The sequence below is a fragment of the Pseudomonas sp. ArH3a genome, from assembly GCF_022648765.1.
GTDB lineage: Bacteria > Pseudomonadota > Gammaproteobacteria > Pseudomonadales > Pseudomonadaceae > Aquipseudomonas.
This window is the reverse complement of sequence record NZ_CP080330.1, coordinates 2,681,934-2,703,438: the sequence shown is the minus strand read 5'-3', so window position 1 is coordinate 2,703,438 and position 21,505 is coordinate 2,681,934. Positions and strand designations below refer to the sequence as shown.

General features: G+C 60.4%; 20 protein-coding genes and 1 pseudogene. 15 read left to right on the top strand and 6 right to left on the bottom strand.

Features of this window, described 5'->3' with window-relative positions:
- Positions 1–41: 41 nt before the first annotated feature.
- Positions 42–293 carry a CsbD family protein gene (locus K0P33_RS12430; RefSeq protein WP_094952399.1) on the top strand — a complete coding sequence of 84 codons (252 nt, stop codon included), beginning with the start codon at positions 42–44 and terminating at the stop codon, positions 291–293.
- 13 nt (positions 294–306) lie between these two features.
- Positions 307–582 carry a DUF1652 domain-containing protein gene (locus K0P33_RS12425; RefSeq protein WP_094952398.1) on the top strand — a complete coding sequence of 92 codons (276 nt, stop codon included), beginning with the start codon at positions 307–309 and terminating at the stop codon, positions 580–582.
- Here K0P33_RS12425 and K0P33_RS12420 read toward each other — a convergent pair.
- From K0P33_RS12420 to K0P33_RS12410, 3 genes are all read right to left on the bottom strand, one after another.
- Complete coding sequence (locus K0P33_RS12420) at positions 577–1,773, bottom strand: MFS transporter (RefSeq protein WP_242155465.1); 1,197 nt, start codon at positions 1,771–1,773, stop codon at positions 577–579. The genes K0P33_RS12425 and K0P33_RS12420 overlap by 6 nt on opposite strands.
- A 76-nt stretch (positions 1,774–1,849) precedes the next feature.
- Positions 1,850–2,158 carry an RcnB family protein gene (locus K0P33_RS12415; RefSeq protein ID WP_094952396.1) on the bottom strand — a complete coding sequence of 103 codons (309 nt, stop codon included), beginning with the start codon at positions 2,156–2,158 and terminating at the stop codon, positions 1,850–1,852.
- A gap of 82 nt (positions 2,159–2,240) precedes the next feature.
- Positions 2,241–2,651: a nuclear transport factor 2 family protein gene (locus K0P33_RS12410; RefSeq protein ID WP_242155463.1), complete on the bottom strand. Its 411-nt coding sequence runs from the start codon at positions 2,649–2,651 to the stop codon at positions 2,241–2,243.
- A gap of 22 nt (positions 2,652–2,673) precedes the next feature.
- On the opposite strand from K0P33_RS12410, the gene K0P33_RS12405 reads away from it, so the two are divergent.
- The 4 genes from K0P33_RS12405 to K0P33_RS12390 all read left to right on the top strand — a co-directional run bounded on the left by K0P33_RS12405 (position 2,674) and on the right by K0P33_RS12390 (position 7,728).
- A complete protein-coding gene (locus tag K0P33_RS12405; RefSeq protein ID WP_242155461.1) occupies positions 2,674–3,231 on the top strand; it encodes an XRE family transcriptional regulator in 558 nt (185 codons plus the stop codon).
- A gap of 11 nt (positions 3,232–3,242) precedes the next feature.
- Positions 3,243–4,589 (top strand): glutamine synthetase family protein, encoded by a 1,347-nt coding sequence (locus K0P33_RS12400; protein WP_094952394.1) that lies wholly within the window; start codon positions 3,243–3,245, stop codon positions 4,587–4,589.
- 32 nt (positions 4,590–4,621) lie between these two features.
- Positions 4,622–5,719 (top strand): DNA alkylation repair protein, encoded by a 1,098-nt coding sequence (locus tag K0P33_RS12395; protein ID WP_242155459.1) that lies wholly within the window; start codon positions 4,622–4,624, stop codon positions 5,717–5,719.
- A gap of 149 nt (positions 5,720–5,868) precedes the next feature.
- Positions 5,869–7,728: a DUF3857 domain-containing transglutaminase family protein gene (locus K0P33_RS12390; RefSeq protein WP_242156035.1), complete on the top strand. Its 1,860-nt coding sequence runs from the start codon at positions 5,869–5,871 to the stop codon at positions 7,726–7,728.
- Between the two features lie 213 nt (positions 7,729–7,941).
- On the opposite strand, the gene K0P33_RS12385 is transcribed toward K0P33_RS12390, so the two are convergent.
- Positions 7,942–8,835 carry a LysR family transcriptional regulator gene (locus tag K0P33_RS12385; RefSeq protein ID WP_242155457.1) on the bottom strand — a complete coding sequence of 298 codons (894 nt, stop codon included), beginning with the start codon at positions 8,833–8,835 and terminating at the stop codon, positions 7,942–7,944.
- Positions 8,836–8,964: 129 nt separating this feature from the next.
- Between K0P33_RS12385 and K0P33_RS12380 the strand changes: the two genes are divergently transcribed.
- The 6 genes from K0P33_RS12380 to K0P33_RS12355 all read left to right on the top strand — a co-directional run bounded on the left by K0P33_RS12380 (position 8,965) and on the right by K0P33_RS12355 (position 17,222).
- Entirely contained in the window at positions 8,965–10,611 is a 1,647-nt protein-coding gene (locus K0P33_RS12380) for a GMC family oxidoreductase (RefSeq protein WP_242155455.1), read from the top strand.
- A 65-nt stretch (positions 10,612–10,676) separates the two neighbouring features.
- Complete coding sequence (locus K0P33_RS12375) at positions 10,677–12,299, top strand: MFS transporter (protein WP_094952390.1); 1,623 nt, start codon at positions 10,677–10,679, stop codon at positions 12,297–12,299.
- 165 nt (positions 12,300–12,464) lie between these two features.
- Positions 12,465–14,414: a DNA topoisomerase III gene (locus K0P33_RS12370; RefSeq protein WP_242156034.1), complete on the top strand. Its 1,950-nt coding sequence runs from the start codon at positions 12,465–12,467 to the stop codon at positions 14,412–14,414.
- A 132-nt stretch (positions 14,415–14,546) separates the two neighbouring features.
- Complete coding sequence (locus K0P33_RS12365) at positions 14,547–14,987, top strand: CBS domain-containing protein (RefSeq protein WP_094952389.1); 441 nt, start codon at positions 14,547–14,549, stop codon at positions 14,985–14,987.
- 8 nt (positions 14,988–14,995) lie between these two features.
- The gene (locus K0P33_RS12360; protein WP_242155453.1) at positions 14,996–15,844 is read left to right on the top strand and encodes an NAD-dependent protein deacetylase; all 849 of its coding nucleotides are present in this window, start codon (positions 14,996–14,998) and stop codon (positions 15,842–15,844) included.
- A gap of 1,048 nt (positions 15,845–16,892) precedes the next feature.
- Positions 16,893–17,222 carry a hypothetical protein gene (locus K0P33_RS12355; RefSeq protein WP_094952388.1) on the top strand — a complete coding sequence of 110 codons (330 nt, stop codon included), beginning with the start codon at positions 16,893–16,895 and terminating at the stop codon, positions 17,220–17,222.
- Positions 17,223–17,282: 60 nt separating this feature from the next.
- On the opposite strand, the gene K0P33_RS12350 is transcribed toward K0P33_RS12355, so the two are convergent.
- Positions 17,283–18,185 carry a LysR family transcriptional regulator gene (locus K0P33_RS12350; RefSeq protein ID WP_094952387.1) on the bottom strand — a complete coding sequence of 301 codons (903 nt, stop codon included), beginning with the start codon at positions 18,183–18,185 and terminating at the stop codon, positions 17,283–17,285.
- A gap of 133 nt (positions 18,186–18,318) precedes the next feature.
- On the opposite strand from K0P33_RS12350, the gene K0P33_RS12345 reads away from it, so the two are divergent.
- Genes K0P33_RS12345 through K0P33_RS12335 form a run of 3 tightly spaced genes read left to right on the top strand, consistent with a single transcriptional unit; the run spans position 18,319 to position 20,901 of the window.
- Positions 18,319–19,017, top strand: a complete 699-nt coding sequence (locus K0P33_RS12345; RefSeq protein ID WP_058425579.1) for a CoA transferase subunit A — start codon at positions 18,319–18,321, stop codon at positions 19,015–19,017.
- 31 nt (positions 19,018–19,048) lie between these two features.
- Positions 19,049–19,708 (top strand): CoA transferase subunit B, encoded by a 660-nt coding sequence (locus K0P33_RS12340; RefSeq protein WP_094952386.1) that lies wholly within the window; start codon positions 19,049–19,051, stop codon positions 19,706–19,708.
- 11 nt (positions 19,709–19,719) lie between these two features.
- Positions 19,720–20,901 (top strand): acetyl-CoA C-acetyltransferase, encoded by a 1,182-nt coding sequence (locus tag K0P33_RS12335; protein ID WP_094952385.1) that lies wholly within the window; start codon positions 19,720–19,722, stop codon positions 20,899–20,901.
- Between the two features lie 129 nt (positions 20,902–21,030).
- On the opposite strand, the pseudogene K0P33_RS12330 reads toward K0P33_RS12335, so the two are convergent.
- Positions 21,031–21,446: pseudogene (locus tag K0P33_RS12330) on the bottom strand (PaaI family thioesterase).
- Between the last annotated feature and the right edge of the window lie 59 nt (positions 21,447–21,505).

Genomic DNA, 21,505 nt, shown 5'->3' with positions numbered 1-21,505 from the left:
GCCCTGTGCCGTGATGATTTGACCTCTTGAAGGAATGCACCATGAAAAGCGAACAAGTCAAAGGCGCCGTGGAGAAAGTCACGGGCAAGGCCCAGGGTTTTCTCGGCGACCTGACCGGTGATGAGCAGTTGCAAGCCGAAGGGGTTGCCCGCCAGGCCGCCGGCCAGTTGCAGCAAACCTACGGCGACGCGCTCGACACTGTGAGTGATTTTGCCAAGCACAAACCACTGGCTACCGTGGCCGTCGTCGCCGGTATCGGCCTGTTGGTGGGCTTGTTGCTGCGTCGTCGTTGAGGAGGCTGGGCACATGTTTACCCTCTCCCAACTGCGCAACTGCATCGAAGAAGCGCTGTTGCCCCTGACCTGTGAATTCACCCTGTGCCGTGACGCCTCGTTGACCTTAAAGGTGTTCGATGCCCAGAGCGGCCGGGTCGACTTGGTGGTGACGGGCATCAGCGTGAACAAGTTGCAGTCCACCCACGCAGTGGAAAAGATGGTGGAAGAACTGCGCTATGAGCTACAGAGCAACACCATGGGGCATCTGACCCTGGAAGACCTGCCAATGTCGCCTTCGGCGTCATGACCGCGTTGGTCGTGGTTTCAACGACGCTCCAATGAAGTAAAACACCCCGCCCCCGACGATAAACGCCCCCAACATGTAGAACATGGAGTGGGCCGGCAGGCTGGCCAGCACCAGCCCACACAACACCGGCCCCAACGCTGCCCCTAGGTTGGACAGGTTCTGCGCGCCGTAATACATGCCCCGCAGGTGGTCCGGGGCGATTCGGTCGATAAACATGTACTCAGCTGGGAACACGATGATCTCCCCCACTGTAAACACCGCCATCGCCAGCACCCACCACAGCACGCTGGTGGCCAGGGCAAACCCGATCACCCCCAACATGAACATGCCCAGGCCGGCGATCAGCCATTGGCTCAGATAACGGTGCGAGATGCGCCGGCCAATCACGTACTGCAAGGCAATCACCAGCGCGGCGTTGGTGGTGAGCACGGCGCTGATCACGGTGTAGGTATATTCCGCGGTGGTGGTCGTCACCAGGTACTGCGACAGGTAGGCAGTGAACTGGCTGAACACCACGGCACTGAGCAAGCCGCCAAGCGTGAAGCACACCAGCCGATGGTCCCGCAGCAGCACGCGGCCGACGGCGAGAAACGCCAGCGTTTTTTGCGTGGCATCGACGGTAGCCAGCGTGCGATCGCCCCAACGCCAGTACAGCAGGAAAAAACCCGCCCCCAGCAGCGCCGAGAGCATGAACGGCAGGCTGATATCGAGCTTGGCCACCATCGCGCCAAAAAACGGGCCGACGGCATAGCCGATATTGGTCAGGGTGTACTTGATGGAAAACACTTCGCTGCGCGCGTCTTCCGCCAGCAAGCTGGCAAAGCCGGCTTTGACGGCAATGTCGATAACGGCATAAGCCAGGTTGATCAGGATCAGGCAGCTGTAGAACAGCCAGATATCATCGGCCACTAGCGTGCCGACAAACCCCAGTACAAACAGCGCACTCAAGCCGAGCAGCAGCCGGTAACTGTTGACGCGGTCGACCAGGAAACCGCCGTACACGCTGAGCAATGAGCCGACGATCAATGAACTGCCGATCACCAGGCCAACTTGGGTAATGTCGAGGTTGAAGTGACGGGTGAGGTAAATCACCAGGTACGGAAAGGTAATCGCCTTGGCCAGCGTCAGCAGCAACGTGGCGCACAGCAACAGGTTCACGGTGCGAGGGTAACTTCTTATTGTGGCAAGCATCCTGCTCTCGCTCTTTGAAGGTAACGCGACCAGTGTTGCGCGTTACCTTAACGCAAGCGCCAGGAAAAAAGACCGGTCATTTCTTGACGGGGGTGATCTCGAGAATGGTGCCGTTGGTGGTCTTGAGCAGCACAAACTTGTCACCCACACGGGCCCATTGGCTGTCTGCTTCAGGCTGCTTCAAACCGCGCTTTTTCCAATCGCTGACCGCCGACTCCTTGCGCATCAGCATATCCGGGGCACGGTCGCCTTCTTTCAAATCACGGGCGTTGATGCTTGAAGGCGGCACGGTTTCTTGCGGGGTATCACCGGCCTGCACGACAAAGCTGGCGGTGGACAGGCCGGCGGTGAGCAGCAGGCAAGCGGCTAGGGTTTTAGACTTCATGGGTGCTCCTTCAATGAATGGTGCGTACCCAGGTTCCGACCGCGGACGCACGGAATCATTCAGCCAACTCCTTTCAAGATTTTCATCGCCCCCTCTGTGGCGAGGGAGCTGCCGCTGGTGTGCCTTGGTGGAACACCATCCGCCACTGCCCCTCCTCCTCGCGCCACACTGAACTGCGCAACGAGTCCCCTACGCCTTCGCGATGGCAGCGATAAGTCACCAGCGCCAGTCCCTGCCCGAGCAACTTCACGGCGAACTCAGTCATGCGCCGTGCCGAAAACACCTCGTCCTTCAACCCGGCAATCACCTCGGCCTTGCTGCCCCAGACATTGCCACTGGCGCCAAACTCAACGAAATCGTGTGCCAGCAACTGCGCCAATCGCTCCGTATCCGAGCGGGTGGTGCATTGCTGCAGCGCCTGTTCCAAGGCGAATAAATGCTGCTCCAACTGCATGCCCATTGCCCCCATGAAATTAATCATGTAATTTTTCATGAAATTTCTTGATATAAATTTCATGAACCAACAACAAGAACTTGACGCCCTGGCCGTGCTGATCCACGACCTGCGCAAGCACAAGAGACTCACCCTGGCGCAACTCGCGCAAAAAATCGAGCGCTCGGTGGGCTTCCTTTCCCAGGTCGAACGCGGCCTGTCGCGCCCCACCGTGGCCGACCTGACCGCCATCAGCCACGCCCTCGATGTGCCCACCACCTACTTCTACAGCCTGCCCAAACCCAAGGCGGTGGATTGGGTCACCCGCCCCAACGAACGGCGCACGGTGTATTACGCCAATGGCATCACCGACATCCTCGTCTCGCCCAGCATGAACGGCGCCTTTTCGATGCTCGACAGCTTGCTCGCGCCCGGTGCCAACAGTGGTGAACACACCATGAGCGACCGCGCCGAGCAGGCCGGTTTTGTGCTGGAGGGCGAGTTGACGCTGTGGGTGGAAGGCGAGCCGGATTCGGTCACCCTCGGCCCTGGCGACAGCTTCCACCTGGCCAGTTTCGCGCATTGCCGCTACGCCAACCTGACTGATCTGCCCGCCCGCGTACTATGGGTTTACAACTAGGAGCAACCCCCGTGAAAAACCAGTCTTCCACGTTGCTGGCCGAAGTACGGACCTTTCGCCAGAACCACCCCGACGTGCGTTACGTCGACCTGATCGCCCTGGACATTCCCGGGCATTTCTACGGCAAGCGCTACCCGGTGGACATGCTCGAAAAGGTCGCCGCCGGCAGCCCGCTGAAGCTGCCGCAAAACGCCGTGCTGCTCGGGGCGCAGGGTGGGCTGTTCAAGATTGGTGACTATTGCTTTCACGACGGCGACCCGGATGCCAACCGGCGCTTGGTGCCGGGCACGCTCAAGCCGGTGAGCTGGGAGTCGCAGCCGCTGGGGCAGATGTTGATCACCTCGGATGGCACCGAAGCGCCGATCGAATTCGAACCTCGCGAAGTGCTGGCCAAGGTGCTGGAGCGCTTGCAGCACAAAGGCATTCATCCGGTGGTGGCCTTTGAGCTGGAGTTTTACCTGTTCGATAAGAAGCTCGACAACGGCCTGCCGCAATTCGCCCGCGACCCGCTGAGCGATGACGCCGACGACCAACCCAACCTGCACATCGAACGGTTGTCGCGCTTCAGCGAGGTGCTCGACGACATGGCACAAACCGCCAAGGACCAGGGCATCGACATCACGGTGATCACTGCCGAAATCGGTCCCGGCCAGTTCGAAATCAACTTCGGCCACCTCGAAGACGGCCTGCGCGCCGCCGACTGGGCCGCCCTGTTCTGCCGCAGCACCCGTGGCGTTGCACTCAAGCACGGTTACCGCGCCAGCTTCATGGCCAAACCCTACCTCCAATACCCCGGCAGCGGCATGCATGTGCATGTCAGCCTCTACGACGCGGCGGGTAATAATTTGCTCGCCGCGCACCAGCAGCAACCGCTGCGCCATGCGGTGGCCGGCTGCCTGGAATTGCTGGCGCATTGCATGCCGATCTTCTCGCCCAACCACAACGCCTTCCGCCGTCTGGGTGGCACGGTCAACGCCGCAACCCGCGCCAGCTGGGGCTTTGAAGACCGCGATGCGTGCGTGCGCATCCCTGAGTCCGACCCGCGCAACCTGCGCATCGAGCACCGCCTGGCCAGTGCCGATGCCAATCCGTATCTGGTACTGGCGGCGATTCTGGCAGGGCTTGAGCATGGCCTTGAAGCCAAGCAAGAACCTATCGCCCCCCTGAACGAAGACCGCCTCAGCGGCACCGATTTCCCCGTGGAAATGCTCGAGGCCGTACGCGCCATGCAACATCAACCGATATTGCGCGATAAGCTGGGCGCAGAATTTGTCGACGTGTATTGCGAGAACAAACGCCAGGACCACCTGGCCTTTCAACAAGAGATCAACGCGCGGGAATACCGCTGGTTTCTCTAACCCCTGGAACCACCGATGACCGAGCCCCACCCATGACCGAGCAGAGCGCCCCAGCCCTCAAGGAAATCTTCAACGTCGAACGCCTGCAACACATCGCCGTCGAGATGTCGGCGGTATACCCGGCGTTCGATGCCAAGGGCTTTCTCAAGCACGCGAAGGTGGGGCTTGCCGAGTTGTCGGTGATGCAGCGCATGGCGCGGGTCAGCGAAAGCCTGCATGCGGTGATCCCACTGGGCTACGCGCAAACCCTCAAGCTGCTTTACGCCCTGGCGCCGCGCCTGAACAGCGCCTTTGTCTGTCTGTTCCTGCCGCACTACGTGGCGAGTTACGGCCTGGGTGACTTCAAGCGCTCCATGGCCGCGCTCAAGTACTTCACCACGTTTGGCTCTGCCGAATTTGCCATCCGCCACTTCTTGCTGCACGACTTCGAGCGCACCTTGGCGGTGATGCAGGAATGGTCGCTGGATGCCAACGATCACGTGCGCCGCCTGGCCAGTGAAGGCTCGCGCCCTCGCCTGCCGTGGTCCTTTCGCCTGGCCCAAGTGCAGGCCAACCCCGCGCTGTGCGCGTCGATCCTGAATAACCTCAAGGCTGACAGCAGCCTGTACGTACGCAAGTCGGTGGCCAACCACCTCAACGACATCACCAAGGATGACCCAGGCTGGGTGCTCAGCCTGATCGAAGGCTGGCACCTGGATAACCCGCACACTGCGTGGATTGCCCGCCATGCGCTGCGCAGCCTGATCAAACAAGGCAACACCCGCGCGTTGACGCTCATGGGCGCCGGGGCCAAGGCCGAGGTGAAGATTCATCACCTGGCCGTCACCCCGGCGGTGATCAACCTGGGCGAGCGCATCAGCCTCTCGTTCAGCCTCGAATCCACCGCTGCCACCGCGCAAAAACTGGTGGTGGACTACGCCGTCGACTACGTAAAAAGCGCCGGTCATAGCGCGGCCAAAGTGTTCAAACTCAAGGCATTTACCCTCGGCGCGGGCGAGCATCAGAGCATTCGCCGCGAACAACACATTCGTGAACTGACCACCCGCAAGCACTACCCCGGCACGCATTGGGTGCATGTGTTGGTCAACGGCGAGAAGCTCGCCAGCGCCGAGTTCGAACTGCGAATTTGAGCGCAAAAACTTAGGAGAATGCCTCTAGCTCGGTGCATTTGGACAAATTAACTTCTAAAGCAACCCTGTCCTTAGTCGTTATGATCCATAACGTCCGGCGCTTCTACTACCCGCCGGACGGTTATTTCAATGCATCCTGCGAGGCCCGAATGTACCGCTTTTCGTCTTACCGCCCTTTGATTGCCATCAGTCTTGGGCTTGCTACCCATTGCGCATCCGCTGCTTTGCAACCCACGGCCGAAGCCCCGCTGGCCAGCGACACTGAGCTGCACTGCCACTTCAACCGGGACGCAAGCACCGACTGCACCACCACCTATCACTACACAATCCTCGCGCCCACCGGCCGCGAAATGCTCTCACGCATCGATTTCGATTACTCCGAAGGCGATACCTTTGAAGTGATCAGCGCGCAGTCCACCCAGCCCGGTGCCAAGCCGGTAAACCTGGACGCCAAGCAAATCGACACGCGCACGGCGCCCAATCCCGACCAGGGCTTTCGCCGCGACAAGCAGACCTCCCTGGCCTTCCCGAACCTGCGCGTGGGCACACAGATTCGGTACACCGTGCGCGAACATCGCGCCGCCAAGCCGCTGATGACTCAGTTTCACTATGTCCTCTCGTTTGGCCCCAGCGTCGTCCGTCGCGACCACGTCAAGGCACGCTTTACCGCCGAACGGCCGATCCAGTGGCGCAGCGAACTGTTCGACGATTTCACGGTAACCGCGTCGGCCAACGGCAAGACCCTCGACGTGGTGCAAAAAGCCCCGGCCTACCTCAACTACACCAACGAAGCCTCCAACGCCACGCTGTTGCGCATCCCGCGTCTGGAAGTGGGCAGCGCCCTCGATCGCCAGGCGTATTTCGGTGATTTTGCCCAGCGCTACAACCAGATCCTCGCTGCCAACCTGCCTGCGCAAGCAGCCGCCGCAGTGGTCGCCGCACGCAGCCTGGCGCCGACGGAACAGGTCGCCGCGATGATGCAGCACATCAACGATCACTACCGCTACCTAGGCGACTGGCGCGCCACCGAGCGCGGCTATGTGCCGTTTAACCTGGACGAAATCGAGCAGCATGGTTATGGCGACTGCAAAGACCTGGCGATCTTGCTGACCGCGATGCTCAAGGCCAGCGGCATCAAGGCCGAAACAGCCTGGGTCAGTCGCGGCGAGAGGGTCGATGCATTGTTGATCCCCGGCACCAACGCGCCGAATCACGCGATTGTGCGCGCCGAAGTCGGTGGCGAGGTCTGGTGGCTCGACCCGACCAACCCAGTCTTCGCCCCCGGCCAGACCTTGCCCGACATCCAGGACCGCTGGGTGCTGGTCAATGACCCCCAAAGCCAGGTACGTGAAGAACACATCCCACTGGAACGGCCCGAAATCACCCAGCGCATGAACAAGCAGGTGCATTACGACAAACAAGGCAATGGCGCCACACAGGCCAGCATCACCTTCAGCCGCTTCCCCATGATGCAACTGAGCGTCGCCGACCGCCAACAAGGTAGCACCGCCACCGACCAAGATATCTGCGCCAACTTCGGTAACGAAATCAGCGACTGCCACGTCACCCGCCAACCCACCACGTTTGTGATGCACGACGGCTACACCATCAGCGCAAAAATGAACGACCAGCGCGCCCTGGAAAAACTGGGGAACGACTACGTCTATACCGACCAGTCGTTGAAAGGCCGATGGGACGGTTTCATCAACTACCGCCGCCACGGGCAGCAGGCGGACCTGTACCTGGGCAATCCCGAAACCATCGACTTCACCCTCACGCTGACCGGCGGGAAGATGGACAAGGCGATCCAAGGCTGCCAGGTGCGCTCACCGTGGTATGACCTGGACCTGGACGGAAAACTTACCGATGACGGGCTGCGCTATCACTATCGCCTAAGCCAGAAGAAGCGCTGGCTGACCCATGCTGAACTCGCCAGTGAGGCGTTTGGCAAGATGATTGACGAAGCCCGGGCGTGTGCCGAGCAGGTGCATCAGGTGGTGAAGCTTTAAGGTAAGTGAGCCCCCTTGGGTCCTGTAAACGCAGAGCCCATGTGGGAGCTGGCTTGCCTGCGATACAGGCACCTCGGTCTATCAGTGACACACCGTTGATGCCATCGCAGGCAAGCCAGCGCCCACAGAAAAGCAGAGCACTGCGGCGCTGGCAGTTGAACTCGGTCAAAATTGTGGGAGCAAGCCCACTCCCACATTTTTGATCCGGCCTACTCAGTGAGATTCGCCCAGCAGCAACCTCTGCTCGCGCGCGCACAACTCCACCACGTAATCCCACAACACCCGCAACCGCACCGACTTGTGCAGCTCCCGGCGCGAGCTGATCCAGTAGCTACGCTCAATCCCCTCTCCCGGCAGCAATGCCACCAAATCCGGGTCACCCGCCGCCATAAAGCACGGCAACACAGCGATGCCCAACCCCGAACGCGCCGCCTGGTGCTGGGCAATCACGCTAGTGCTGTGAAACACCACCTTGGGGTTGCGGCAGAAGCTGCTAAGGAACTTCAATTCCTGGCTGAACAGCAAGTCATCCACATAATCGATCCACGCATGCACGGCGAGGTCTTCACGTTTCTCGATGGGCGGGTTGCGCTCCAGATAGGCGCGGCTGGCGTAGAGCGCCAGGCGGTAATCGGTGAGTTTGCGCGTGACCAACTGGTCGACGCTGGGCCGTTCCAGGTGGATGCTGATTTCCGCTTCGCGGTTGAGGATGCTGACAAAGCGCGGCACAGCCACCAGTTCCACTTCCAAGCCCGGGTAACGGTCGAACAACCCGCCCATGCGACCGGCGAGGAACATCACACCCAAACCTTCGGCCACACCGAGGCGAATCTTGCCCAGCGGCGCAGCGGAATGAGTGAGTTCGTCTTCAGCCAGCAGCGCGACGTTTTCCATGGCTTCGGCGTGCTTGAGCAGGGCTTCGCCAGAGGGCGTCAGCTCATAGCCCTGAGCGTGCTGCACGAACAGCGCAGTGCCGAGGCTCTTCTCGATGGCCTCGATATGCCTGGCCACAGTGGCGTGGGTGGTCTTCAGGCGCTGCGCGGCGGTGATCAAGCGGCCGCTGCGTTGCAACTCGAGAAAAAACCGCAGGTCATTCCAGTCGAACATGTCGCCTCCAATGCGAGAGCCTGAGCCGCGCTGTTTAAAAACGCACAGCAGCTGGGTAAAAACTAACATTTTTAAGACGAAAACTAACAACTAGGATGGGGCCAATAAGAAAAACAAGCGAGACCTCAGATGCCCATTGCAGCTGCTGAATACGATTACGTGGTAGTAGGCGCCGGCCCCGCAGGCTGCTTGCTGGCCAATCGACTGTCCGCCAACCCCGCCCATCGCGTGCTGCTACTCGAAGCCGGTGGCCGCGACAATTACCCCTGGATCCATATCCCCGTCGGCTACCTGTTCTGCATCGGTAACCCGCGCACCGACTGGTGCTTCAAGACCGAAGCCCAGGAAGGCCTGCAAGGCCGTGCGCTGAGTTACCCACGCGGCAAGGTGCTGGGCGGCTGTTCGTCGATCAACGGCATGATCTATATGCGCGGCCAGGCCCAGGATTACGACGGTTGGGCGGCCCAGGGCAACCCGGGTTGGGCCTGGAACGATGTGCTGCCGTTGTTCAAGCAGAGCGAAAACCATTTTGCCGGCAGCTCGGAATTTCACAGCGATGGCGGCGAGTGGCGCGTTGAGCAACAGCGCCTGCACTGGCCGATCCTGGATGCCTTTCGCGACGCGGCGGCGCAAAGCGGTATCGCGCCGATCAGCGACTTCAACAGGGGCGATAACGAAGGCTGCGGCTACTTCCAAGTCAACCAGAAGGCCGGAGTGCGTTGGAACGCGGCCAAGGCGTTTCTCAAGCCGATCCGCCAGCGGCCCAACCTGACCGTGCTGACCGACGTCGAAGTGGACCGCGTGGTGCTGGAAAACGGCCGCGCCTGCACCGTGCTCGGGCGTCAAAACGGCCAACAGATGAGCTGGAAAGCGCGCAAGGAAATCGTGCTGTGCGCCGGTTCCGTGGGCTCGCCGGGCATCCTCCAACGCTCAGGGATCGGCCCCTCCAACGTGCTCAAGCCGTTGGGCATCGACGTGGTGCACGAACTGCCGGGCGTGGGCGGCAACCTGCAGGATCACCTGCAATTGCGGCTGATCTACAAACTGGAAAACGCGCGCACCCTGAACCAGATCGCGGGCACCGTGTGGGGCAAGATGGGCATGGGCCTGCGCTACCTGTATGACCGCAGCGGCCCGCTGTCGATGGCGCCCAGCCAGCTCGGCGCGTTTGCCCGCTCCGGCCCGGAACAGACCTCGGCCAACCTTGAATACCATGTGCAGCCGTTGTCCCTGGAGCGCTTTGGCGAACCTTTGCACGCGTTCCCGGCGTTTACCGCTTCGGTCTGCGACCTGCGCCCACAAAGCCGTGGCCGTATCGATATTCGCTCCGCCAACCCGGCGGATGCACCGTTGATTCGGCCCAACTACCTCAGCCATCCGGAAGATCTGCGAGTCGCTGCCGATGCGATCCGCCTGACTCGGCGCATCGTGGCCGCACCCGCCTTGAGCCAATTCAAACCGGTGGAATACCTGCCGGGCGATTCACTGCAAACCGAAGAGCAACTGCACGAAGCCGCCGCGCGTATCGGCACGACGATCTTCCATCCGGTGGGCACCTGCCGCATGGGCAGCGACAAAGACGCGGTGGTCGATGCCCAACTGCGCGTGCATGGCGTGCCGGGCCTGCGTATCGCCGATGCCTCGGTGATGCCACGCATCACGTCCGGCAACACCTGCTCACCGACACTGATGATTGCGGAGAAAGCCGCGCAGTTGATTCTTTCGCCGAACACAAGGAGCCTCGCCCCGCAGAAAGAAACGGTTCATGCAATCTGAATAGCGGCGCCGCACCCGGCGCCGACAGTGGAACAACAATAAATAATCACTGTGAGGGTTACCCAATGTCAGAACATGCTCAACCCCTGGGCTCGGCCGTCAGCGCGAGCACCGGCAGCGAATCAAGAAAAGTCATCTTCGCCTCGTCCCTGGGGACGGTGTTCGAGTGGTATGACTTTTTCCTCTACGGCGCCCTGGCGGCGGTGATCAGCAAGCAATTCTTTGCTGGGGTCAACGACACCACGGCGTTTATCTTTGCCTTGATGGCCTTTGCGGCCGGCTTTGTGGTGCGCCCGTTCGGCGCGCTGGTGTTCGGCCGCCTGGGCGACATGATCGGGCGCAAGTACACCTTTCTCGTCACCATCATCCTGATGGGCGTGGCCACGTTCTGTGTCGGGCTGTTGCCGACCTACGCCAGCATTGGCATTGCCGCGCCGGTCATCCTGATCGTGCTGCGTATGCTGCAAGGCCTGGCGTTGGGCGGTGAATACGGCGGTGCAGCCACTTATGTGGCCGAACACGCGCCGGCCGGCAAACGCGGCTTGCACACCAGCTGGATTCAATCCACCGCCACCCTCGGCCTGTTGCTGTCGTTGCTGGTGGTGCTGGCCTGCCGCTACTTCACCGGCGACCAATTCGAAGTCTGGGGCTGGCGCATTCCGTTCCTGTTTTCCATCGTGCTGCTGGGCATTTCCACCTGGATCCGCATGAGCCTGCATGAGTCGCCGGCTTTCTTGAAAATGAAAGAGGAAGGCAAGGCCAGCAAGTCGCCGATCCGCGAGTCTTTCGGCAAATGGGAAAACCTCAAGGTGGTGCTGATTGCACTGTTCAGCATCAACGGTGGGCAAGCGGTGACTTTCTACGCGGCGCAGTTCTATGTGCTGTTCTTCCTCACCCAATTCCTGAGGATGGACCCGGCCCTGGCCAACATGCTGTTGATCATCAGCGTGGTGATCGGCGCGCCGTTCTTTATTCTGTTTGGCTGGCTGTCGGACAAGGTCGGTCGCAAGCCGGTGCTGATGCTCGGCCTGCTGCTGGCGACCGCGCTGTACTTCCCGATCTTCAAGGGCCTGGCGCACTACACCAACCCGGCGATGGACCAGGCCAGCCGTCAGGCACCGATAACTGTACTGGCGGACCCGGCCACGTGCACCTTCCAGTTCGACCCGGTGGGCAAGGCGCGGTTTGACAGCCCCTGCGACAAGGTCAAGACCTTCCTGGTCAAGCAAGGCCTGCCGTACAGCAGCAGCGCAGCGCCAGCGGGCAGCCCAGTGCAGGTGAGCGTGGGTGATGTGCGCATCGACGGTTTCGACGAAGCGGCCCTGCGCGGCGCAGTGACATTGGCCGGCTACCCGACTTCAGCGGATGTGGCTCAGGTCAACAAGGTGATGGTGGTGGTACTGATCGTGGTGCTGATCCTGATCGCCGCCATGTGCTACGGCCCACTGGCGGCACTGATGGTGGAACTGTTCCCGACGCGCATCCGCTACACCTCGATGTCGCTGCCTTACCACATCGGTAACGGTTGGTTTGGCGGGTTCCTGCCGACTGTGTCGTTTGCCTTGGTGGTGTACACCGGCGATATTTTCTATGGCCTGTGGTACCCCGTGGTGGTGACCGGGGTGAGTTTGATCGTGGGGTTGTTCTGCCTCAAAGAAACTCGGCATGTGGACATCGATAACAACTGAGTCAGCTTCAAGGGGCAAGCTGCAAGCGGCAAGTAGGAGCTGATCGGCCTCTACTTGCAGCTTGTAGCTTGAAACTTAAAGCTGTACATCCATACAGATAATGGTTGCTCAAATCCTTCTGACTCAGCATCCTGCAAGGCATCAACCTGATCTGATGTGATGACCATGCGGCTGTACCTCTGTGAAAAACCCTCCCAGGCCAAAGATATCGCGGCCGTGCTCGGCGCCAGCCGGCGCGGCGACGGTTGCTGGGTGGGTAATGGCGTCACAGTCACCTGGTGCATCGGCCACCTGCTGGAAACCGCCCCGCCCGATGCGTACGACGCCAAATACAAACGCTGGGTGCTGGCCGACCTGCCCATCGTTCCGGAAAAATGGAAGATGCAGGTCAAGCCCAAGACCGCCAGCCAGTTCAAGGCGGTCAAGCGTTTGCTGGGCGAAGCCCAGGAACTGGTGATCGCCACCGACGCCGACCGTGAGGGCGAGATGATCGCCCGTGAGCTGGTGGAGCATTGCCGTTATCGCGGCCCGATCCAGCGGCTGTGGCTGTCGGCGCTGGATGACGCGTCCATCCGCAAGGCCCTCGCCGCGCTCAAACCGGGCGCCGAAACCTTCAGCCTGTACCACTCGGCCCTGGGCCGTTCCCGCGCCGACTGGCTGATCGGCATGAACATGAGCCGCCTGTTCACCCTGCTCGGGCGCCAATCCGGCTATCAAGGCGTGCTGCCGGTGGGTCGGGTGCAAACCCCAACCTTGCGCCTGGTGGTGGACCGCGACCGCAGCATCGCCGACTTTGTGCCGGTGGCTTACTGGGCCATCGATGTGGACCTGCGCCTTGAGCGTATGACCTTCACCGCCCAATGGCGCGCCATGGAGGATGCCTGTGACGACCAGGGCCGCTGCCTTAACCCGCAGCTGGCTCGCGACGCTGCCGACGCCATGCGCAACGCTGCCACCGCGCGGCTGGTGAAGCTGCGTACCGAACGCATGCGCGAGGTGGCGCCCCTGCCCTTCGACCTCGGCACCCTGCAGGAAATCTGCTCCAAGAAACTCGGGCTCGGCGCCCAAGAAACTCTGGATATCGCCCAATCGCTCTATGAAACCCAAAAGGTCATCACCTACCCGCGCAGCGATTGCGGCTACCTGCCGTTAAGCCAGCACAGTGACGCGCCGAAAATCCTCGCCGCGCTGGGCCGCGCGGATGCGGCGGTGAACGAGCTGATGCCGCATATTGATGCCCAGCGCCGTTCGCGGGCGTGGAACGACGCCAAAGTCAGCGCGCACCACGGCATCATTCCTACAGGCGCCGGCAAGGACGTCGGGCAGCTCACCGGCAAACATCGCGCGGTCTACACCCTGATTCGCGCGCGCTACCTGGCGCAGTTCCTGCCCAACCATGAATACGATCGCACCCAGGCGGATTTCGACTGCGCCGGCCAAGCCTTGCGTGCGGTGGGCAAAGTCATCATCGAACCAGGCTGGAAACGCGCCTTGCCCGAAGCGCTGGCACCGGCAAAGGGGCGCGAGGCACCCGCGCCGCAAGCCTTGCCGACGCTGATTCAGGGCCAGGATTACACGGTGGCCAAGGTCAACCTCAAGGACCTGTGGACGCAGCCGCCCAAGCCGTTCACCGAAGGCGACTTGATCAAGGCGATGAAAAACGTCGCCAAACTGGTGGAAGACCCGCTGCTCAAGCAAAAACTCAAGGACACCACCGGCATCGGTACCGAAGCGACGCGCGCCGGTATCATCCAAGGCCTATTGGACAGGGGTTATCTGGTGAAGAACGGCAAGGCGCTGTCAGCTACTGCGGCGGCGTTCAGCCTGATCGACGCAGTGCCACGCGCCATCGCCGACCCGGGTACCACCGCGATTTGGGAACAGGCGCTGGACATGGTGCAGAGCGGTGAAATGAGCCTGGAGGAGTTCGTCGCCAAGCAGGCGGCGTGGATGAGTAAACAAGTGGCGCGCTGCAATGGCATGCGCATGACCATCACCGGCCCGGCCAGCCCCGCTGTCCGAGGCGCCACGCCGTGGAAAAACAAACGCAAGGCCGCACCCCGCAAGGCGACAGGCACGCCCAAGCGGGCAAAAAAACCGACAAACGCCGGGTAAACGTTGAATAAATCCAGAGAATGACGTTTTTCGACGGGTTTAATGCCGCTTTGGGCCTTGTTCCGGCGTGGGCCGTCTAGGATTCTGTAGAGGACCTGCTGACTACCTAACAACAACACCGGAGTGGCCGCCATGAAAACCGTCGCACAAGTGCTCAAAGCCAAGGACCAGAAAAACCAGGAGGTCCACACCATCAAGTCGCACCAGACGGTGATGGAGGCATTGATCCAGATGGCAGCCAAAAACGTCGGGGCCTTGCCGGTTGTGGACGAAGGTAAGGTCGTGGGGGTGATCAGTGAGCGCGACTACGCGCGCAAGCTGATCCTCAAGGGCCGCTCTTCCGCGACAACGGCCGTGAGTGAAATCATGAGTTCGCCGGTCATCACGGTCGACAAGCACCAGAGTGTCGAAAAGTGCATGAACATCATGACGGACGGTCACCTGCGCCACTTGCCCGTGGTCGAAGATGGCAAGCTGATCGGCCTGCTGTCCATTGGTGACTTGGTGAAAGAAGCCATTGCCGAACAGGCTGACCTGATCAAGCAACTGGAGCAGTACATCCGCGGCGAATAGGGGAACCCATGCTCGACACGCTGGAACACCAAGAGGACCACCTCGACACCCTGCACCGGGCGATGACTGAACGGCGCTTTTTGGTCTTGACCGGTGCGGGGATCAGCACATCCTCGGGCATCCCGGATTATCGCGACAGCGAAGGCGTGCGCCGGGGCAAGGCGCCGATGATGTACCAGGAGTTCCTGGCCACCCCACACGCGCGGCGTCGTTACTGGGCAAGGGCGATGCTGGGTTGGCCACGAGTGCGCATTGCACAGCCGAACAAGGCGCATCTGGCGCTGGCAACGCTGCAGCAACGCGAGCGCATCAGTGGGCTGATCACGCAGAACGTCGATACCTTGCATGACCAGGCCGGCAGCCATGATGTGATCGAACTGCACGGCAGCCTGCACCGGGTGCTGTGCCTCGATTGTCAGCAGCGCAGCGAGCGCGATGTGATCCAACGGGTGATGGAAGACCAGAACCCGTACCTGGCCGGCGTCGATGCCGTGCAGGCACCCGATGGCGATACGCTGCTTGATCGCGCGTTTGAGGAGCGCTTCCAAGTCCCGCACTGCCCGCACTGCAACGGCCAACGGTTGAAACCGGACGTGGTATTTTTTGGTGAAAACGTCGCCCAGGCGACGGCGGCCAAGGCCATGGCTGCGGTGCAGAACGCTGAGGGTTTACTGGTGGTGGGCTCCTCGCTGATGGCCTATTCGGCTTTTCGCCTGTGCAAGGCGATGGTGGAGCAAGGCAAACCGGTCATTGCCATCAACCTGGGCAAAACGCGCGGGGATGAGCTGTTGCAGGTGAAGGTCGAGGCCTCATGCGAGCGGCTGTTGCCGTTGCTGGTCGAGCGACTGGGACTGTAAGAACGCCGCAAATCAAAAATATGGGAGCTGGCTTGCCTGCGATGGCGGTGTGTCAGGCAAGCATTTGCTGACTGATACACCGCCATCGCAGCATAGTATCGACACAACGTTGAAAGGCCGCCACATCCCCGCGAAAGCGGTGGGTCAGTCAACATCAATGTTTGCTGAGCCGACGCCTTCGCGGGCAAGCCCGATCCCACATTTGATTGAGTTCAGCTTCAGAGATCAGGCTGGCTGTCAGGCCGCCTCAGCTTTGCTTTTGATCTGCTTTTGAGCTTGATCTGAGGCGCCCCGTTAACCAAGCCTGCGTGCGGGCACACCGAGCCTAGGTGAGGTGCCGAGTGGTGGGGCAAGAGCCCTTTTGGTTACTTTTGGCTGGGCCGGCATTCCGGGCTCTTTTCCAAAAGTGACCCGCCGCAAGGGCGGACCCCATAGCAGCCGTGATCCAAATAACGGATATGTACCCAGCGGCCCCGCGTCAACCACAGTACTCAACCCGTGAAAAAGTTGTGTCGATACCTATGGCCATCGCAGGCAAACCAGCTCCCACAGGGAATCCATCGCTGAATCGACCGCCCCGGCCCTTCGACCAACCGCACAAAAAATGACGCCCAAGTCACGTTTTCCTGCATTCTCCCGTCCCCACTACGATTTATGTAGTGCTCTAAAAAAATCACTACATAATCATTGACGTAACCTTTTTGTCCTTGCATTATCGAGACGTCTCCCGGATCGGGAGCGTTGGTAACAAGCGTTTTGAACAAGCTCGTCTGACCGCCGAGCTGTTTTTTCCGGATGTGCACTGCCCACAAGGCAGATTGATGAAGCTGACCGGCCTGTAAGGATCGGTACAAGGAGCTCAAACGCTGCTTGTCTTCGTTATGAAACCATTGCGTAGCAGTTCATCAGCAAGACTACATGCATCAGGTTCAAGACCCTGCCCGTATTCGGCAGACCCTCACTGACGCCCGGTTTTCCACGCCGGAGACAACTAAGCAGTTTTAACGGAATCAACTGATAGATCGCCAACTGGTCAAGGGGCTTACACATGAATCTGAACAACCAACCCACTATCGATGAATTGGCTGAGATGTTCGCAGCGCAGAAAGACACACTCGACGACCATATCTTGTGGGTCGAAAAATCGGGTCAAGTCCATATCGACTGCGTGGCGCCCCATACCCTTGAGGAAGAGTTCGATAAAAACAACCGTGAACTGGCGGCGCGCCTGAAGATGTACCGCCGCGGCCAGGGTTATGTCGGCAAGAAGGCAGCCGCCGACCAGAACTTTATCGAGCACGTATTCGACACACTTAACAATGCCTGGTCGTCTTTCAAAGACAACTCGCAAGTTAAAGTCATCGACCGTTACTACTAAGTACAACTTACTCACGGTGGGAGCTGGTTTACCAGCTCCCACCGTTGTTTTGCGGTGCGCTTAAAAGGTTGGAAATCTGCCCTTCCCCGCTTCATCCCGAAAGATATCAAACAACACCTGCGCCGCCGCCGACAGCTCATGGCCAGGTTTGGTCAGCACTCCAATCGGCCGCTCAATCACCGGATCACTCAAGGTGATGCAATGGGCGCCCGCCTCCTCCATCTGCCGTGCACACAATGCCGGTACCGCGCTGACGCCCAGGCCATTGGCAACCATCTTGCCCACCGTTGCCAGTTGATGGCTTTCCAACGCCACCGGCAATTTCATCTGCAACGCGCCCAGATGCTCCTCCAGCATTACCCTTACCGTGGAAGGCCGCTGCAAGGTAATGAACGGCTGTTCCAGCAAGGTTTTCCAGTCGATTTCGGCACGCTGGGCCAACGGTGAATCCCCCGGCACCACCGCAATAAACCGGTCCAGGTACAACGGCGTGAAGGCCAATGACGAACCTTCGGACGGTTCGAACGCCACGCCCAACTCCACCTGACGGTCGCGGACCATCTCCAGCACCTGCTCGTTGATCAGGTCATGCACCGTCACATTCACCTGAGGGTAACGTGCGCGAAATATCTTCAGGATCGGCGGCAGTAAATTGCCCGCAAACGACGGCATCGCCGCCACCGTCACCCGGCCGCGCTGCAAGGTAAAACGCTGGCGTAGTTCATCCTCGGCGTTGTCCCAATCCGCAATCAAGCGACGCGCCAGGGGCAGCAACGACTCACCTTCAGGCGTCAGCGCAACGTTACGCGTATTGCGGCTGAACAAACGACCGCCCAAGCCCTCCTCCAGCCCCTTGATGGTCAGGCTCAGCGCCGATTGGGAAAGGTGCAGGCGCTCGCAGGCGGCGGCAAAACTCAGGCTCTGGGCCACGGCGAGAAAGGCACGCATCTGTTTAACTGTCATGAGGCTGCTCCGGACGGCGGGTCGACTATGCTGTTTTCTAAATCAATCAACCTTAAAAAACAACTTAACAAATCAATCCGTCGGCGCAACACTCAGGTCATTGGCTGGCCCACAAACAATAAAAGAGGTGCATATGGCAGGTTTCGATAAACGCGTGGCGTCCTATGAAGAAGCGCTGGCTGGCCTGGAAGACGGCATGACCGTGCTTTCCGGTGGTTTTGGCCTGTGCGGCATTCCGGAAAACCTCATCGCCGAGATCAAGCGCAAAGGCACCCGCGATCTGACCGTCGTCTCCAACAATTGCGGCGTCGACGGTTTCGGCCTCGGCGTGCTGCTGGAACAAAAACAGATCAGCAAAGTGATCGCGTCCTACGTCGGTGAAAACGCCCTGTTCGAGAAGCAATTGCTCAGCGGCGAAATCGAAGTGGTACTGACGCCCCAAGGCACCCTGGCGGAAAAAATGCGCGCAGGCGGCGCAGGTATCCCGGCGTTCTTCACCGCCACCGGCGTCGGCACCCCCGTTGCCGAAGGCAAGGAAACCCGTGAATTCAATGGCCGCCCGTACCTGATGGAAGAGTCCATCACCGGTGACTTCGCCATCGTCAAAGGCTGGAAAGCCGACCATTTCGGCAACGTCATTTATCGCCACACCGCCCAGAACTTCAACCCGCTGGCGGCCACCGCCGGCAAGATCACCGTGGTCGAAGTCGAGGAAATCGTCGAACCGGGCGAGCTGGACCCGGCGCAGATCCACACCCCAGGCATCTACGTCGACCGGATCATCTGCGGCACCTTCGAGAAGCGCATCGAACAGCGCACTGTCCGCAAATAATCCGCCAGCCCAAATAATAAGGAGACAAACAATGGCTCTTACCCGCGAACAAATGGCTCAACGCGTCGCCCGCGAAATGCAGGACGGTTTCTACGTCAACCTGGGCATCGGCATTCCAACCCTGGTGGCCAACTACATTCCCGAAGGCATGGAAGTGATGCTGCAATCGGAAAACGGCCTGCTCGGCATGGGCCCGTTTCCGACTGAAGACACCATCGATGCCGACATGATCAACGCCGGCAAGCAGACCGTGACTGCGCGCATTGGCGCCTCGATCTTTTCCTCCGCCGAGTCTTTCGCGATGATTCGCGGCGGCCACGTTGACCTCACGGTGCTCGGCGCGTTTGAGGTGGACGTACACGGCAACATCGCCTCGTGGATGATCCCTGGCAAATTGGTCAAAGGCATGGGCGGCGCCATGGACCTGGTGGCCGGTGCAGAAAACATCATAGTGATCATGACCCACGCGTCCAAGGACGGTGAGTCCAAGTTGCTCAGCCAATGCAGCCTGCCGCTGACCGGCGCCAAGTGCATCAAGCGTGTATTGACGGACCTGGCTTACCTTGAAATCGAAAATGGCGCTTTTGTCCTCAAGGAACGCGCACCTGGCGTCAGCGTTGAAGAGATTGTGAGCAAGACCGCCGGTAAACTGATCGTCCCGGACCACGTTCCAGAAATGCACTTCCAGTGAGGACAGATTCCATGCAAGACGTCGTGATTGTTGCTGCCACCCGCACCGCCGTGGGCAGCTTCCAGGGTTCGTTGGCGAACATTCCGGCACCGCAATTGGGCGCCGCCGTAATCCGTCGCCTGCTGGAGCAAACCGGCCTGGACCCGGCACAGGTGGATGAAGTCATCCTCGGCCAGGTACTCACCGCTGGCAGCGGCCAGAACCCTGCACGCCAGGCATCGATTCTCGCCGGCCTGCCCCACGCCGTGCCGGCCTTGACCCTCAACAAAGTTTGCGGCTCGGGCCTCAAGGCCCTGCACCTGGGCGCCCAAGCGATCCGTTGCGGCGACGCTGAGGTGATCATCGCTGGCGGCATGGAGAACATGAGCCTGGCGCCGTACGTATTGCCCGCCGCGCGCACCGGTTTGCGCATGGGCCACGCCAAAATGATCGACAGTATGATCACCGACGGCCTGTGGGATGCGTTCAACGACTACCACATGGGCATCACCGCCGAGAACCTGGTGGACAAGTACGGCATCAGCCGTGAAGCCCAGGACACTTTCGCCGCCGCCTCCCAGCAGAAAGCCACTGCGGCGATTGAAGCCGGCCGGTTTGTTGATGAAATTACCCCGATCCTGATCCCTCAGCGCAAGGGCGACCCAGTGGCCTTCGCCGTGGATGAACAACCGCGCGCCGGCACCACCGCCGAGTCCCTGGCCAAGCTCAAACCTGCATTCAAGAAAGACGGCAGCGTCACCGCCGGCAACGCTTCCAGCCTCAACGACGGCGCCGCCGCAGTGTTGCTGATGAGCGCCGACAAGGCCAAGGCCCTCGGCCTGCCTGTTCTGGCGCGTATCGCCAGCTACGCCAATGCCGGCGTCGACCCAGCGATCATGGGCATTGGCCCGGTGTCGGCCACCCGCCGCTGCCTGGACAAAGCCGGCTGGAACCTGGGTGACCTGGACCTGATCGAAGCCAACGAAGCCTTTGCCGCGCAATCGCTGGCGGTGGGCAAAGAACTGGAATGGGACGCCGACAAAGTCAACGTCAACGGCGGTGCCATCGCCATCGGCCACCCTATCGGCGCGTCAGGTTGCCGCGTGTTGGTGACCCTGCTGCATGAAATGATCAAGCGCGATGCCAAGAAAGGCCTGGCGACACTGTGCATCGGTGGCGGCCAGGGTGTAGCCCTCGCCCTCGAACGCAGCTGATTCAAAGAGCAGCATGAGAAAAGGCCCGAATCCACGAAAAATCGGGCCTTTTCTTTTTACGCGGTCCCCCTGAAAAACCACAGTCCAACTGTGAGAGCTGGCTTGCTGCTCCCACAATGACCGGCATTATCAGTCCGTACGAGGCACCGCAAACACCGCATTCGCCCGCGCCACCACCTTCTCCCCCACCTGCAAGCTCACCGTGGCAAGGCCATCTGCCGCCCTCGCTTGTGATGCTCCAACCGCATCACGATCCATTCCCCGACCTGCACCGCCCCCAAGTAATCCAAGGTCATGCTCGCGGTAATCAACGGCAACGGCGGCTCACTGGAAAACGCCATCGCATAACCCATGCCGACATCCGCCAGGGTCGCCAACACCCCGCCATGCACCGTGCCGCGCCCATTCGCGTGACGGTTGTCGGCGCGCAGGCCGATTTCCAGTTGCAGGCCTTCGCCGCGGCAATACGCCGGGCCTAACACGTCGAGCAGCGGGCTACTGCGCGGCAGCGAAACAAACCCTTCGGGCACGGCGTAGGCGATCATGGCGAATTCATCCTTGGAGTAAGGCTTGAGGTGTACGCCCTGCCCCCTAAGGCAGCCAT

Excerpts from the sequence above, each read along its gene's own strand:
- K0P33_RS12355 (WP_094952388.1), top strand. The coding sequence starts at position 16,893 with ATGAATCTGAACAACCAACCCACTATCGATGAATTGGCTGAGATGTTC.
- K0P33_RS12350 (WP_094952387.1), bottom strand. The coding sequence starts at position 18,185 with ATGACAGTTAAACAGATGCGTGCCTTTCTCGCCGTGGCCCAGAGCCTG.
- K0P33_RS12405 (WP_242155461.1), top strand. The coding sequence starts at position 2,674 with ATGAACCAACAACAAGAACTTGACGCCCTGGCCGTGCTGATCCACGAC.
- K0P33_RS12360 (WP_242155453.1), top strand. The coding sequence starts at position 14,996 with ATGCTCGACACGCTGGAACACCAAGAGGACCACCTCGACACCCTGCAC.
- K0P33_RS12425 (WP_094952398.1), top strand. The coding sequence starts at position 307 with ATGTTTACCCTCTCCCAACTGCGCAACTGCATCGAAGAAGCGCTGTTG.
- K0P33_RS12380 (WP_242155455.1), top strand. The coding sequence starts at position 8,965 with ATGCCCATTGCAGCTGCTGAATACGATTACGTGGTAGTAGGCGCCGGC.
- K0P33_RS12345 (WP_058425579.1), top strand. The coding sequence starts at position 18,319 with ATGGCAGGTTTCGATAAACGCGTGGCGTCCTATGAAGAAGCGCTGGCT.
- K0P33_RS12375 (WP_094952390.1), top strand. The coding sequence starts at position 10,677 with ATGTCAGAACATGCTCAACCCCTGGGCTCGGCCGTCAGCGCGAGCACC.
- K0P33_RS12365 (WP_094952389.1), top strand. The coding sequence starts at position 14,547 with ATGAAAACCGTCGCACAAGTGCTCAAAGCCAAGGACCAGAAAAACCAG.
- K0P33_RS12385 (WP_242155457.1), bottom strand. The coding sequence starts at position 8,835 with ATGTTCGACTGGAATGACCTGCGGTTTTTTCTCGAGTTGCAACGCAGC.
- K0P33_RS12340 (WP_094952386.1), top strand. The coding sequence starts at position 19,049 with ATGGCTCTTACCCGCGAACAAATGGCTCAACGCGTCGCCCGCGAAATG.
- K0P33_RS12335 (WP_094952385.1), top strand. The coding sequence starts at position 19,720 with ATGCAAGACGTCGTGATTGTTGCTGCCACCCGCACCGCCGTGGGCAGC.
- K0P33_RS12415 (WP_094952396.1), bottom strand. The coding sequence starts at position 2,158 with ATGAAGTCTAAAACCCTAGCCGCTTGCCTGCTGCTCACCGCCGGCCTG.
- K0P33_RS12395 (WP_242155459.1), top strand. The coding sequence starts at position 4,622 with ATGACCGAGCAGAGCGCCCCAGCCCTCAAGGAAATCTTCAACGTCGAA.
- K0P33_RS12370 (WP_242156034.1), top strand. The coding sequence starts at position 12,465 with ATGCGGCTGTACCTCTGTGAAAAACCCTCCCAGGCCAAAGATATCGCG.
- K0P33_RS12430 (WP_094952399.1), top strand. The coding sequence starts at position 42 with ATGAAAAGCGAACAAGTCAAAGGCGCCGTGGAGAAAGTCACGGGCAAG.
- K0P33_RS12420 (WP_242155465.1), bottom strand. The coding sequence starts at position 1,773 with ATGCTTGCCACAATAAGAAGTTACCCTCGCACCGTGAACCTGTTGCTG.
- K0P33_RS12390 (WP_242156035.1), top strand. The coding sequence starts at position 5,869 with ATGTACCGCTTTTCGTCTTACCGCCCTTTGATTGCCATCAGTCTTGGG.
- K0P33_RS12410 (WP_242155463.1), bottom strand. The coding sequence starts at position 2,651 with ATGAAAAATTACATGATTAATTTCATGGGGGCAATGGGCATGCAGTTG.